Source organism: Hoeflea sp. CAU 1731 (genome assembly GCF_039888615.1).
In the GTDB taxonomy this organism is placed as follows: Bacteria; Pseudomonadota; Alphaproteobacteria; order Rhizobiales; family Rhizobiaceae; genus Flavimaribacter.
On the sequence record NZ_JBDQQS010000009.1, the window covers coordinates 14,499 to 27,836 of the forward strand.

Annotated in this window: 15 protein-coding genes; 8 read left to right on the forward strand and 7 right to left on the reverse strand. The window is 59.0% G+C overall.

The window, feature by feature from the left end:
* Positions 1–37 precede the first annotated feature (37 nt).
* The 3 genes from AAFN47_RS15275 (at position 38) to AAFN47_RS15285 (ending at position 2,857) form a co-directional block, all read left to right on the forward strand.
* Complete coding sequence (locus AAFN47_RS15275) at positions 38–1,033, forward strand: DUF6925 family protein (RefSeq protein ID WP_499810113.1); 996 nt, start codon at positions 38–40, stop codon at positions 1,031–1,033.
* Between the two features lie 384 nt (positions 1,034–1,417).
* The gene (locus AAFN47_RS15280; protein WP_499810114.1) at positions 1,418–1,561 is read left to right on the forward strand and encodes a hypothetical protein; all 144 of its coding nucleotides are present in this window, start codon (positions 1,418–1,420) and stop codon (positions 1,559–1,561) included.
* Positions 1,562–2,140: 579 nt separating this feature from the next.
* Positions 2,141–2,857 carry a DUF922 domain-containing protein gene (locus AAFN47_RS15285; protein WP_499810115.1) on the forward strand — a complete coding sequence of 239 codons (717 nt, stop codon included), beginning with the start codon at positions 2,141–2,143 and terminating at the stop codon, positions 2,855–2,857.
* Positions 2,858–2,887: 30 nt separating this feature from the next.
* Here the strand turns inward: AAFN47_RS15285 and AAFN47_RS15290 are convergent, their stop codons facing one another.
* Together AAFN47_RS15290 and AAFN47_RS15295 are read right to left on the reverse strand one after the other, a co-directional pair.
* The gene (locus AAFN47_RS15290) at positions 2,888–3,136 is read right to left on the reverse strand and encodes a hypothetical protein (protein WP_499810116.1); all 249 of its coding nucleotides are present in this window, start codon (positions 3,134–3,136) and stop codon (positions 2,888–2,890) included.
* A gap of 160 nt (positions 3,137–3,296) precedes the next feature.
* Complete coding sequence (locus AAFN47_RS15295) at positions 3,297–4,316, reverse strand: AraC family transcriptional regulator (RefSeq protein WP_499810117.1); 1,020 nt, start codon at positions 4,314–4,316, stop codon at positions 3,297–3,299.
* Between the two features lie 76 nt (positions 4,317–4,392).
* Between AAFN47_RS15295 and AAFN47_RS15300 the strand changes: the two genes are divergently transcribed.
* Complete coding sequence (locus AAFN47_RS15300) at positions 4,393–5,247, forward strand: alpha/beta fold hydrolase (RefSeq protein ID WP_499810118.1); 855 nt, start codon at positions 4,393–4,395, stop codon at positions 5,245–5,247.
* A 3-nt stretch (positions 5,248–5,250) separates the two neighbouring features.
* Here the strand turns inward: AAFN47_RS15300 and AAFN47_RS15305 are convergent, their stop codons facing one another.
* Positions 5,251–6,849, reverse strand: coding sequence for an adenylate/guanylate cyclase domain-containing protein (locus AAFN47_RS15305; RefSeq protein ID WP_499810119.1), 1,599 nt, complete (start codon positions 6,847–6,849; stop codon positions 5,251–5,253).
* A 237-nt stretch (positions 6,850–7,086) separates the two neighbouring features.
* Here AAFN47_RS15305 and AAFN47_RS15310 point away from each other — a divergent pair, with 237 nt between their 5' ends.
* Positions 7,087–7,482: a lysozyme inhibitor LprI family protein gene (locus AAFN47_RS15310; RefSeq protein ID WP_499810120.1), complete on the forward strand. Its 396-nt coding sequence runs from the start codon at positions 7,087–7,089 to the stop codon at positions 7,480–7,482.
* 2 nt (positions 7,483–7,484) lie between these two features.
* On the opposite strand, the gene AAFN47_RS15315 is transcribed toward AAFN47_RS15310, so the two are convergent.
* From AAFN47_RS15315 to AAFN47_RS15330, 4 genes are read right to left on the reverse strand one after another with little or no spacing between them, the layout of a single operon-like run.
* Positions 7,485–7,733 carry a hypothetical protein gene (locus AAFN47_RS15315; protein WP_499810121.1) on the reverse strand — a complete coding sequence of 83 codons (249 nt, stop codon included), beginning with the start codon at positions 7,731–7,733 and terminating at the stop codon, positions 7,485–7,487.
* A 57-nt stretch (positions 7,734–7,790) separates the two neighbouring features.
* On the reverse strand, positions 7,791–9,068 hold the full coding sequence (locus tag AAFN47_RS15320) for a TRAP transporter large permease (protein WP_499810122.1): 1,278 nt from the start codon (positions 9,066–9,068) through the stop codon (positions 7,791–7,793).
* 7 nt (positions 9,069–9,075) lie between these two features.
* Positions 9,076–9,648, reverse strand: a complete 573-nt coding sequence (locus AAFN47_RS15325; RefSeq protein ID WP_499810123.1) for a TRAP transporter small permease — start codon at positions 9,646–9,648, stop codon at positions 9,076–9,078.
* A 28-nt stretch (positions 9,649–9,676) separates the two neighbouring features.
* Complete coding sequence (locus AAFN47_RS15330) at positions 9,677–10,654, reverse strand: sialic acid TRAP transporter substrate-binding protein SiaP (RefSeq protein ID WP_499810124.1); 978 nt, start codon at positions 10,652–10,654, stop codon at positions 9,677–9,679.
* A gap of 175 nt (positions 10,655–10,829) precedes the next feature.
* Between AAFN47_RS15330 and AAFN47_RS15335 the strand changes: the two genes are divergently transcribed.
* From AAFN47_RS15335 to kduD, 3 genes are read left to right on the forward strand one after another with little or no spacing between them, the layout of a single operon-like run.
* The gene (locus AAFN47_RS15335) at positions 10,830–11,627 is read left to right on the forward strand and encodes a GntR family transcriptional regulator (protein WP_499810125.1); all 798 of its coding nucleotides are present in this window, start codon (positions 10,830–10,832) and stop codon (positions 11,625–11,627) included.
* Positions 11,628–11,653: 26 nt separating this feature from the next.
* On the forward strand, positions 11,654–12,490 hold the full coding sequence (gene kduI / locus AAFN47_RS15340) for a 5-dehydro-4-deoxy-D-glucuronate isomerase (protein ID WP_499810126.1): 837 nt from the start codon (positions 11,654–11,656) through the stop codon (positions 12,488–12,490).
* Complete coding sequence (kduD, locus tag AAFN47_RS15345) at positions 12,487–13,245, forward strand: 2-dehydro-3-deoxy-D-gluconate 5-dehydrogenase KduD (RefSeq protein WP_499810127.1); 759 nt, start codon at positions 12,487–12,489, stop codon at positions 13,243–13,245. Before kduI ends, kduD begins: the two co-directional genes overlap by 4 nt.
* Positions 13,246–13,338: the final 93 nt, after the last annotated feature.

A 13,338-nucleotide genomic window follows, 5' to 3' on the forward strand; every position in this document is an offset into this window, starting at 1 on the left:
CGACCAACAGCGGCAACCAGGCTTCGAGGATAAAACGATGCCCGATCTTGAACACGTGCTCACAGAGCAACTGGCCGACTATCGCAGCGGCTGGTCGATGGGTTCCTTTGGCGCCATTGCGGAGTTTCACCAGGACGAAGGCGAGCCTTGCAGCGCCAGTCCGCTGCAGCGGGTGACTGCTCGGGGAGGCATCCGGATCCTGCCTCAACCGGAAATGACGCCGGTCGCTTACGAGACGCTCAGCCCGCGGCCGCACCGCTGGAGCCAATCGGTTGCGCTTTGCCTGCCATCGGCCGCCGCAAGCCGCGCCAATCGCTCTGTTCTCACCGAACTCGGACCGGACGCCGAGGCCCTGCGCGAACAGGATCGGGGCGCTGTTCTCTTTGATATGGGTTTGTCCCAGATCCAGGTCGATTTCTGCATCAGGACGTCCGATCAGGGCCTGATCGAAGCGCTGCGCGCTTGTGCCGGCCGATCGCTTTTCGAATCGGACAATCCGGTTATGGGATGCATACTTTCGGCGCACCCGCACCGGGTGGCCCTGACTGGTCTCGGGCGGGTCGAGGTCTATCAGAAGATCGGCGGTCCGGAGACGGGCGGTCGGTCGCCGGAAGGTCCGCACACCCATGTTCTGCCCAAACTGTTGAAAGCAGGCCGCACCCATTCTGCCAATGTCCCGATACCGGACGGGTTGGTTCCATGCGCCGGCTTTCATCCGGGCAATCCTGTCATCGGGCCGCTCGGTGAGGACCGCGACTTCGATCCCGCTCTTTTTGATGCATTCCAGAAGCTGCTGCGGGCCTGGGGGAACCGCGACTATGTCGCGGAAAGAGACGGGAGTTGGCGAGCTTTGGAGGCCGGCCTGGCTCCACATCAATTTGATGCCGATATATCACGGCAGGGCCGCGCCGGATTACGCAACGGCTTGCGACAGTGGAGGCGGCGCCATGGCCATAGCGCGCTTCTCGACGAGTGGTCCCGCGCTTTCGACAAGGGCGCATCGGATATCGACGAAACGGGTCACGAGACCTGATCGTCGCCTTGATGTGAAGTTGGACATATTCCTTGCCCGACACGAAGTCTCGGACGGGATCGAGCAGTTCCCTGCTTGTTTACAGAAAATACCTGGCGTCGTTGTACACGTCGCCACGCCTTGGAAAGCGTTTGTTCTTACGTCTGAAATCGACCCAGGAAACCAGCCTGTCGCCGGCCCTTTATTTTGGAGCCAGACTTTACAGCTATCTGAACAGGATGTTGCTGGATGGTCGGGAAGTCGCGTGAGAACTGATTATCGTATTACTCTGGTAATCAAAGTTCCAATTTAATTCGAACTGTCTGTCTGACTGACGCCCCGCGGAACAAAGTCGTCGATGCCGGGTTATCTCCACAGCTCTTAAGACAACTCCAGGAGATAATAATGCCTGATCATGACGAGAATATCAGCAAAGCCAACAAGAAGCTGAGAAATGGCGAAAAGTCTGGCGAAAAGGACAAGAACGGCAAGTCGAACGCCAGCATTAGCAAGGGTGCGGCCGTACAGTCATCCGGAGAAGACAACTAGGCCCAGCGCATCAGAGATCGAGCAGAGAGCGTGTCGGATCGCGGATTCAGCGTCCGCGGGGCAGGCACTTGTAAGCAATCGTGCAGCGCCGCTTGTCAGAGGTCCTGACCTGAATTCCGGATGAGGAACAGCCCATCCTGCTGCGTTGAGAAGCTGGCGTGTATCCGTATATCGGGACTGTCGCGTTTCCGTTGGCGTTGGTATTGATGCGCCCGTTGCGCTCATAATAGTTGATCGCCTGCTGACAGGTCATCGAGTTTGAAACCTGCGCCAATGTTGCTGCAGGTTGGACAATCAGAATCGCCGTTAACAGCGAAAAAGCAATCGAACGCATGAGTTGAACCGCCCTGAGACGTCGCCAGTTTCAGGATCTTACAGTCAAGCGTAGCCTTTGAAAATAGGGCGTCAATCAATACTGCGTTATCCGAAGTTGTCAGGGCGCGCGCAGGCTGGCGCAATCCTGTCACACAGCAAGCCTATATTTATCATGATTCAGATTTATATTGTAAAATGCGCGAAGTTGCGCAGTAATGATGGCGACTGAAACACAGGCAGGTTAGTGGTTCAGCGGGTATTTGGTTGAAAACATGTGCTCTTGCGTTGCTGTCGCGGGAAGCTGATTTTTCAATCGAGGCGCTCTTGCTGGACATGGCGACGGAATTGCGGATGGCTTGCAACCGAATGAATGACCGCCGTATACGACGACGCTGCGCCATGGCGGCGGCGTTGCTTTGTGTCGCCTCTCTGGCTGGTTGTACGACGTCCGGCATGTCGACCGTCTATTACAACGTGCCCGGAACGACCGTGGATCAAATCACGGAACAGATTTCCAGCCGCGGTCCACAGAACGGGCACGCCATCGGCACGGCGGAGACCCGCATGACGCCGAAGATCATCACAATCCAAAAGGACGGACAGTGCCAAATCGCCTCGGCGGAGGTGCAACTCGGCATGAGGATCACGCTTCCGCGCTGGACGGAATTGCACAAGGCGGACGCTCGAACGAAGACAGCTTTCGAAGAACTCGGCAAGCATGTTCGCTGGCATGAGCAGCAGCATGTGGACATATCCAACCGTTATGTCCTTCTGATCGAAGAACGACTGATGCAGATCCCGCCGCAGAAGAATTGCCGCAAAGCGCTGGACACCGCTCGGGAGGTCTTCAAGCAAGGCTTCAAGGAGCATAACGAAGCGCAACTGGCCTTCGATGAGAGCGAACGCGACGCGATACGCACGCGTCTGGAGGCGCTGCACAACAACCGCCGCGAACTGCCTCCCTTTCCTGAAATCCTTTGAAGCAGGCTGATTTTAGCGCCGAAAGGCTGATTAACCAATCGCCAGACCGGCAAGATAGGCCAGGCCCAGGACGAGGGAGTGTGACGAAAAGACGACCGACAGCCAGACGCCAAGAGCGTTGTCCTGCGCCCTGCTGATCAGGATATTTCTCCTGGGCTTGAAGAAGAGATAGGGGATCGTGGCGACGACGGCGAGAACTGGAATGGCGATCCAGTGTTTCCCCATGAAGCCCATCAGGAACGACAGGGCCGATAAGCCGATATAGGTAATTAAAAGCAAAGCGTGACCCCCGACACATTGCGGGAAACAGCTATCGATCTTCGTTGATGCGATCAACACAATAATGGATGTAATTTACAAGAATATTTTGAGATTAATGCAACCCTTATTTTGCAAAGCTCATAAGTAAACTTGAGTAATGTAAATAAGAATAAGCTTCTCATCTTTTCACTGAGTGATGATATTGCGCTGTTGATCCTCGCTGTATCTGTTTGCCACGGGCTATCGACCTTCTGTCACCGGGCGTCATTGCGAAGCGTTGGCGATAGGCTCGATTGAAACGCGGCACATCGGAGAACCCGTTGCGATGGGCGATTGAGGAGATTGTCCGGAAAGCATGTTCAGGGTTCGCAAGCATTGCGTCCGCCTGCATCAGGCGGCTCTCGAGCAACCAGCCCGAGAATGTCTGGTCAGCCTCGCGAAACCGGGTCTGGATTGTGCGTATGGAACAGCCGAGCCGCCGGGCGAGGTCGGAAACGCCGTAGGCCGGATCGCACAAGCCCTCGCGCGCGGCCGTCTTGATTCGTTCGAGATTGGGTAGGCGGCTTTCCCCTGCGCTCTGATCTACGACGCCATGCAGAAGTTCGCGCACCGATGTCGCCATTGAGGCGCACAGACGGGCGTTGCCCTGGCGCATGGCCTGGCTGAGCAGCGCAAACTGCTGCGACAGCGCCCGGCCGGCTTCGCTGGCGCAGGCGTAGCGGTTGATTTCGCAGATCCGCGACGCCGTCAGTCTGCAGGGCAGGACGGAGCGGTCGATGCGCAGCGAAAAGAGATCCATAACGGCCGTTTTTTCGAATTCCAGCGCGAAGCCGTCGCCATTGTCAAGAATGAGCGGCGTTGCCCGCGGCGCCAGGAAACTGTCTTCGGAATAGCAAACGCCGCAAGCGCGGCCAGGCTCGAAATTGATGAAGATGCTGTCGTCGGGTCGCGTCGAAATGAGACGCCGGTCGCGCCGGGCGCGGTGGCCCGGGGCGGCGATGTGCGCAAGCTCCATGCCTGGCAAAGCAAGCGCGGTGAACTTGGCCCGGAATGTCTCGCTCGATGTTTGCTCTGGCCGGATACCCGTGAAGGTGTCACAAATGGATTCGACGAAATAATCGAATTTGCCGCGATCCGGGATCGCGTCGTTTGATCGCCTGATCCAGCGGTGATCATGCTGTTCTGCGTTTCCCGACAAGACTTTGCGCCTCCCGACAAAGACCTCTGGCTTCGCTGCGCATAATATCAGACGCACAACGGAGGAGGTAGGATCCATGCACAATAATCCCGGATTCGTGTTCGTGCACGGCGCCTGGCACAACGGCGCCTGCTGGAACAAAGTCATCGGACTGCTTCAAGACGAGGGTTTCGCCTGCGCTGCGATCGATCTTCCCGGCGCCGGCGCAAACGCCGCGGCGCCTGCATCATTGCAGGCCCGCGACATGGCCGCGCTCGCCACCGAACCGTCACCGAACGCCGGAGTCGGGCAGGAAGAGCGCACAAACGCTGTGATCAACAGCGTCGAACAGATGGCCGAACGGTCGAACGGTAAGGTGGTTCTCGTCGGCCATTCAATGGGCGGCGTCACCATATCGCCGGTGGCGGAGGCCATTCCGGATGCGCTCGAGGCGGTTGTCTTCCTCACTGCCTTCATGCTGCCGCCCGGCATGCCGGCGATCGCGATGATCCAGGATCCCGCCATGGCGGACGCCGTCGTGCCGTCGCTGTTCGTGGCCGATCCGCAAGTCGTGGGCGCCCTTCGCATCGACACGCTGTCTGACGATCCGGACGATCGCGCGCGGTTGCGGGAAGCATTCTACGCCGATCTCAATGAGGAGGCCTTCGCTGAGGCCGTGGCGCAGTTGCACAGCGACGAGCCGGTGCAGGTCGCGGTTAATCCCTCGGCGGCGACAGTCGAGCGTTTCGGGTCCGTGGCGCGTCACTATGTGCGGTGTCATGACGATCGCGCGATTACGCCGGCCGGACAGGAAAAGATGATAGCGCTGACCGATGCGGCCCTCGGCGGGAAAACAACCGTTCATGAACTTCACGCGAGCCATTCGCCGTTTCATTCGCAACCGGAGGAACTTGTCGCCATTCTCCGGAAGATCGCCGTCGCGTCGCGCTGATCGTCAGACGAGGCCCGCCAACGCTTCGATATCATAGATCAGGCATATTTCCTCCACCCCTTCGCGGCCACGGATAGGCGCTTCGTCGCGCTCGCCAATATCGTCGATTGAAAGGCCCGCGGCCTCGGCGATCTGCCGCGAGAACACAATGCGGGCGTTCTTCTGCTTGACGATGCCTTCCAGCCGCGAGGCGGTGTTGACCGTGTCGCCGAGCGCGGTCAGCGGCGCTTCGTTATCCACCCGACCGATCTGGCCGATGATCGCGGGACCGCCGTGGATCGCGACGACGAGTTTCAGCGGTTCGTCTAGATGCAGCTTCAGTTCCGCGTTCAGCGTATCCATGCCCTGTTGCAAGGCGACCGCGGCGCGCAAAGCGTCCCGTGACGCCTGTTCGAAACTGCGATCAACCCCGAACAGCGCCATGATGCCGTCACCCATGAACTTGTCGACCAGGCCATTGTTGCGTGCAATCCTTTCAGCCGCCGATTCGAGATAGGCGTTCAGTACGAACAAGACGTCGTAGGGCAACCTCTTTTCGGAGAAGCGTGTGAATCCGCGCAGATCGGTAAACATGACGATCACCGGTTGCTCGACGCCCCAGCGATACATGTCCGACCGACTGCCGGAAATGTTCTGAACGCGGGGTTGCACGAGCCGGATCACGGATATGTCGCGCGTCGGCTGGATCTGACAGGCGAGACGCACATCCGCCGTCGCCTGGATCTGCTTCAGCACGGCCGCCTCCCTGGCGTCTGGCGGTGGCAGTTGTTCAATTCCCGCCACCACCCGAACCCGACAGGTCGAGCAGCGCGCCCGGCCTCCGCAAATCGAGGTGTGGGCGATGTTGTTCGCCCGGCTGATTTCGAGCAATGTCGGTCCTGGCGCGGTGCGGATCTGTTTGCCGCCCACATAAGAGACCGTCATGGAGGATTTCAGGCGGTGTGCGGTCATCACGCCGACAGGAAACAGGAAGCACAGCACGAAGCCTGTGAAAGCGAGCTGTTGCGCAAGCAGCGCCTGGACGGCGAGCTGGTTGATTTGGTCGTTGGTCAGCGCAATTTCGGCCCTGCCGGACAGGATCAGCTCCTTGCCCGCGGTCGTCCATCCGGTCGCGGAAAGCAATGGAATGGCGACTGCCGCCGAAAACAGCCAGGGACGCCACGGTGCATACCAGCGCTTGTGGCGCAGCCACAGGTGAACGCCGATCATGCCGTGGATCCAGACCACGACGACGAGCGCGGTCTGTTTCCAGAACACCCACGGCCACGCGATGCTCAAATAGGTTTGATAGTTGAGTTTCGCGTCGACCAGTTCGGCGCTCAGGCGGGTGTAATACAAATGCTCCGCTGCAAAGACGGGGATCGACAGGCCGAGCACCAGTTGCAGCAATTCGCTCATTGGAATGCGGAAGGTCCGCCGACCGAGCGTCTTGGCGATCGCAAGGCCGGCGTGGATGATAAGCGCGCCGTAGAGAATGATCGTGCCGGCGAGCGAACGCCAGACAAAATCGTGGAAGTCGCCCGTGCGGGCAAGCGCTGCATAGGAAATGTTGCCGGCGGCGTGGCTGAGAAGGTGGGTGGTTGCAAAGAAGAGAAGAATCAAGCCTGTCCAAAGCCTGAGCTTCGCTCTTGCGGGCTTGCTGAATAGCGCTGGCAGGCGATCCCGGACGAAGCCGGAAGTATTCGAAGGCGTGACCGGTTGCGACAAGCTGCGTCCTCGACGTGATTCCTGTCTCTATATGCAACAATAGCGACGCCTTCGCCAGAGCTCGATCACAACTGTGAATGTGAGCGTGTCTGAATTAAACTACCGCCGTTTCGGAAGTTGAGGAGGATGGAAATGAGATTGCGTTGTCTAATGACAGCCTCCCTGACCGTACTGCTTCCCGCATCGGCGATCGCCGATCCATCGTTTGAATGTTCAATGGGCAGCGGCAGTCAGGTGGAGACCGCAGAATGTGTCGCCAAGACCGAGGCGATGGTCGACGAGACGGTTAAACTGTCCTTGCAATTCGCCATGAACGCCGCGAAGGAACTCGACGAAACAACGGGCCGTGCGGCAGCCGTCCCGGCGCTGGAGAAAGCGCAAGATGCCTGGTCAACCTTTCGCGACGTCCATTGCGACTATGTCGGTTCGACCTTCGGCGGCGGGTCCGGCACAGGCATAGCCATCCGTTCCTGCCGTATCGAACTCGGCCGCGACCGGGCGGACCTGCTGCTCCGCTTCGCAAAATAGCATCAGTCGCTGGAGGCGCCGGAGTTGCGGTTTCCCTTGCCAAGGTCTTCCCTGGCGCGCTTGTCCTTGTCGAGCTTCTCGAAACTCTCGATGACGCCGTCCGTCTCCAGCTTCACGTCGGGAACGGCGTGGCGCTGATTGCGCACCTGTTCCTGGTCGTTGCCCTGCAAGCTGTTGTCGCCCATCTTTTCTTGCGCGAGATCGCTCTCGGTCAGATCTTCGGGTTTCTTTGTCTTGCCGTGATTTTCCATCGTTGAACTCCCTTTTGAAGCACCAACGATCGAATGACGGTTAGGGTTCCCCACGATCTATCGGTAGAGCATCGTCGGCAGCCACATGGATATCGACGGAATGAAGGTCAGGAGCAACAGCACGATCACCAGCGGTACGAGAAACGGCGCGGTCGCCGTGACGCAGCGCTCGAAAGGCACGGCCGCGACTTTGGAGAGCACATAGAGGACCATGCCGACCGGCGGCGTCAGAAGGCCAATCATCAGATTGAGGATCATGATGATGCCGAAATGCACCGGATCCACGCCGAGCGATACGGCCACGGGTAACAGCACCGGCGTCAGGATCGTGATGGCGGCTATGGTTTCCATAAAGCAGCCGATGATCAATATGATCAGCGTGATGAGCAAAAGCAGCGCGACCTTGTTTTCCGTCACCGCGAGCAGGCCCTGCGAAAAGTGCAGCGCGACCTGGTTGGCTGTCAGAATCCAGGCGAAGATCGTCGAGGCGGCGACGATCAACATGATTGCGGCCGTTGTCTGAACGGTGTCCATCGAAACGCGCAGGATCTTGCGCCAGTCGAGCGTTCGGTAGACGGCGATGCCCAGGAACATGGAATAGGCCACGGCGGCGATCGCCGCTTCGGTCGGCGTGAAAAGACCGCCCATGATACCGCCAATGATGATCGCCGGCGTCATAAGGGGCAGGAAGGCGTCGACGAAGCTGCGGGCGAACCGGCCGAAACGAAAGCCCATATCGCGCGGGTAGTTCCTTCTGCGAGAATACCAGGCGACCATGATCATCAGGGAAAGGGCCATCATCAGTCCCGGCAGCAGGCCGGCGGTGAACAATTGTCCGATCGAGGTGTCGGCAAGCACGCCGTAGATCACCAGCGGAAGCGAAGGCGGAATGATCGGGCCAATGGTGGAAGAGGCGGCGGTGATGCCGACTGCAAAGTCCGTGTCGTAACCGGCGTCCCGCATCGCCTTGATCTCGATATTGCCGAGGCCGCCCGCGTCGGCGACCGCAGCGCCCGACATTCCGGCGAAGATGACGCTGGCGCCGACATTGACGTGTCCAAGCCCGCCGTGCATCCAGCCAACCGTAGCACGCGCGAAGTTGAATATCCTTGTGGTAATGCCGGCGCTGTTCATCAGGTTGCCGGCCAGGATGAAGAACGGCACGGCGATCAACGGAAATGAATTGATGCCGTTGACCATGTTGGCGAGCACGATCATCGGCGGCATGCCGTTGGTGGCGACAAAGGCGAGCGAGGCGAGAGCCAGCGCCGCCGCGACCGGCACCCCGATGATCATCAACGCGAAAAGCATACCGATCATGAGCAGTATCGACATGGGGTCTCTAATCCGTGGTGAGGTGCTGATCGAGATCGGCGATGATGTCTTCAGGCTTCTGGCGGATCTTGCGCCACAGCAAGATTGCCGAATAGACCGTCATGGCCGCGAGCGCCGCCACGCAGATGGCGTAAATCCATGCTTTCGGCACGGGCAGCGTCACCATCTTCTGGCGTGTCTTGTTGATCAGCGTGAAACCGATGACCGTCAAAGCGCCATAGAGAGCAAATGTGATGAGTTCGGCGACGACCGCCATCGCCTTGCCATAGGCGGACGGAACCATGCGAATAAAAAACTCCAGCGCGATATGTCCGCCGCGCCGCACTGCGCTGATCGACCCCAGGAAGCAGACCAGGATCAGCAGGTAACGAGCCACCTCCTCGGTCCAGGCGAGCGAATCGTTGAGCACGTAGCGGGTGAAGAACTGCAGAAAGACGACGACCGCCAGGACCCAGAAGACGACGATCGCCGGAATGTCGATCCACTGGATGTCGGAAATAGAGGTTTTTTCTTCCTCAATCACTAGATCGACGGGCGCGCGTTCAGCGCGCCCGCCGGTTTCCTTTGACTCGTCGCTCATTGCGCTCCCCGCCGCAGAAGCCCGGCCATCAGTTGGCGAGCGCCTGCATGCGCTCGAAATGGCTCTTTTCGTAAGGGACCTTCGATTCGTCGGTCAGGATAGGATAGACGGCGTCCTGGAAAGCCTGCTTGTCAACTTCGTTGACCTGGATGCCCTCGTCGCGGAACCATTGCACCAGATCACTCTCGGCCTGATTGATCTCCTCGGCGCACATGGCGGCTGCTTCCTTCATGACGGCTTCCACCGTCCCGGCGTCGTCGCCAATCTTGCCCATCGCGCTGTCCGACACGATGATAATCAGCGAATTGCCGATATGGCCGGTCAGGTTGATGTTCGACTGCACTTCGTAGAACTTCTTGAATTTGATGGTGGGAAGCGGATTCTCCTGTGCGTCGACCACGCCCTGCTGCAGGGCGAGATACACCTCGGCGAAGGCGATTGGCGTTGGATTGGCGCCTACGGCGTTGGGGAACATGACCATGACCGGAGAATCCGGCACGCGGATCTTTAGCCCCTTCATGTCGTCGGGCTTCATGATCGGAAATTTCGACGTCACGTGGCGATAGCCGTACCAGGTGATCGCCATGACGGTGTGGCCGGTGGCGTCTTTGTAGCCAGCGGCCAGATCCGTGAACAGGTCGCTGTCGCGATAGGCTTTCCAGTGATCGTAGTTCTTCAGCATGAAGGGATAGTCGGAAATGGCGATTGGTCCGTAGTCGCGCTCGGCGAAATTCGGTCCGGTGTAGATGATGTCGACGGAGCCGATGGTCAGACCCTCGTTGATGTCGGATTCGTTTCCGAGCTGAGAGGCCGGAAATACGGTGATATTGACCCGCCCGTCTGTTTTTTTGCCGATCTCGTCGGCTGCCCACAGGGCGCATTTGTGATAGGACGAGCCTTCTTCGTAGACATGCGCCCACTTCAGATCGACAGCATGGGCAACGCCTAGTGCGGCAAATAGCGACGCCGCAGCCAGCACAGCCGGCCTCAACAGTTTCGCAATCATCATTTCCTCCCTTATCCGGCCCGCGGGTTCCTCCACCATCGGGCAGGTGATGAAAATTAACTGGTATACAAGATATATTAGATATACTAGATTGAAGCGAGGCGCAAGAGGCGTCCTGAAGACGCACGTCATAATTGTGCATGAAGCGGAATCGACAGGAAGATACAGGCAGGCGATGGCAGAGTCAGAAACGGATGCGGCTTTGGAGAACCGGACAAGACGGAAGCCGAGGGCCGCCAATGCGCCGCCGGCTGCGAGTTCCGGGATACGGGTGCGCAGCGCCGCCAAGAACTCCGACATTGTCTATCGCGATCTCCACAAGGCCATCGTCACCATGGAGCTCGCGCCGGGCGCTCCGGTTCTGGAACGCAAGCTTACCGAGCAGTATGGCGTCAGCCGGACGCCGGTGCGCGAAGCCGTGCTTCGGCTCGTCGAGGACGGTCTTGTGGAAGTGGCGCCGAAATCTGGAACTTTCGTTGCGCGCATACCGCTTTCGGTCGTTCGCGAGGCGCTGGTCGCGCGGCGGGCTCTTGAGGAGGTCACAGTGCGCGCGGCGACCGAACTTTCCAGCGAAAGCCAGATCATGCAGATGCGAGCTATCATCCAGCAACAGCAGGAAATGGCGGACGCCGGCGACGAGGAGGCGTTTCACCAGGCCGATGACAAGTTTCACGCCAGCATCGCGGCGGCCGCGCAATATCCGGGAATCTGGAAAATGATCCAGCAGGTTCGAATCCAGGTCGAACGCTACCGGCGTCTAACCTTGCCCCAGAACGGACGCATGCCGATGGTCGTGAAGGAACACACGGAAGTCCTCGACGCCATGGCCGCGCGCGAGGCCGACGCCGCCGTCGCCCGGATGAACGAACATCTCGACAAGCTGCAACTCGACATTTCGATCTTCCGGGATTTATGGCCGGATTACTTCACGATCGATCCGTCGCTCGACGAAAAACTATTTGCCGGCAAATAAAATCAATATTCGATGGGGAGGATATCATGACCATGCCAGTAAGACAGGCGATCAGTCCGGCCGAAGCGCGCGGATTCGATACGCGGGACCTCAGACGGAATTTCCTGATTGAACCGATATTTACTCCCGGTCGGATCGGATTGACCTACAGCCATCTCGACCGGACGATCGTCGGAGGCGCCATGCCTCTGGACGGGGAACTTGTTCTGACGACCGAAAAGCAGGTTGGCTCCGATCCGTTCCTTGCGCGCCGTGAAATGGGGATCTTCAATATTGGCGGCGCCGGAGAGGTGGCGATCGACGGAGAGACGATGATCGCCGAAAGCACGGACTGCATTTATATTCCGGCGGGAACCGGCAATGTCCGCTTTCGCAGCCGCAGCAGTGACGACCCGGCCAAATTCTATCTCGTGTCGACGCCCGCGCACACGGCGCATCCGACGAGGCGCATCACCGCCGAAGACGCCAATCGTCTTGATCTTGGAACGCAGTCTGACGCCAACAAACGAATTCTGCGGCAATATATTCACCCGGATATCTGCCAAACCTGCCAATTGGTGATGGGTATGACCGTGATCGAGGACGGCAGTGTCTGGAACACTATGCCCTGTCACACACACGACCGGCGCACCGAATTTTATCTCTATTTCGATATGGCGCCGCAGACGCGCGTCTTCCATTTCATGGGCGAACCGGACGAAACGCGTCATCTGGTGGTCGCCAACGAACAGGCGATCCTCTCGCCGGGCTGGTCGATCCATTGCGGCGCCGGTACGGGGCGATATGCGTTCATCTGGTCGATGGCAGGGGACAACCAGGATTTCGATGACATGGATTTCGTCGCTATGGAGGCTCTCCGGTGAGCATCGGACCGGAGGAATTCCGTCTTGACGGCAAGGTCGCGATCGTCACCGGCGCGAATACCGGCATCGGTCAGGCGATCGCCGTCGCTCTCGCGGGATCGGGCGCGAAAGTGGCCGCGGTCGGGCGTTCGCCGATGGACGAAACGGCGGCGATGATCGGTAATGGCGCCATGATCGAAGTTCGCGCCGATTTGTCGACGACGGCGGACCACGGTCGCATTGTCGAAGAGACAGTCGCCTGGGGCGGCGGCGTGGACATCCTCGTCAACAACGCCGGCGTCATCCGTCGTCGCGACGCGATCGATTTTACCGAAAATGACTGGGATACGGTCATCGACACAAATCTCAAATCCGCATTCTTTCTCTCGCAGGCGGCCGCCCGGCGGATGATCCCCAATGGCGGCGGCAAGATTGTCAACATCGCCTCGCTGCTGTCCTTCCAGGGCGGGATTCGCATTGCCTCCTACACGGCGTCCAAAAGCGGTCTTGCCGGCCTGACGCGCCTTCTCGCCTGCGAGTGGGCCGGCAAAGGGATCAATGTCAACGCCATCGCGCCTGGCTATGTGGTCACCAACAACACGCAGGCTATTCGAGACGATCCCGATCGTTCGCAAGCGATCCTTGATCGCATTCCCGCCGGACGTTGGGCAACGCCGGACGATATCGCAGGCGCGGCCGTGTTTTTGTCCTCCCGCGCGGCGGACTATGTTCACGGTTCAGTGCTGCCGGTCGATGGCGGCTGGCTTGCGCGTTAGAACCCCGGATTGGCGATCGCAGAGCAACAGTCGCCAAATCTGCAATTGAGCCGTCGCACAGCCTCCGGCTCTGGCTGGTTGTTTGATTTTGTA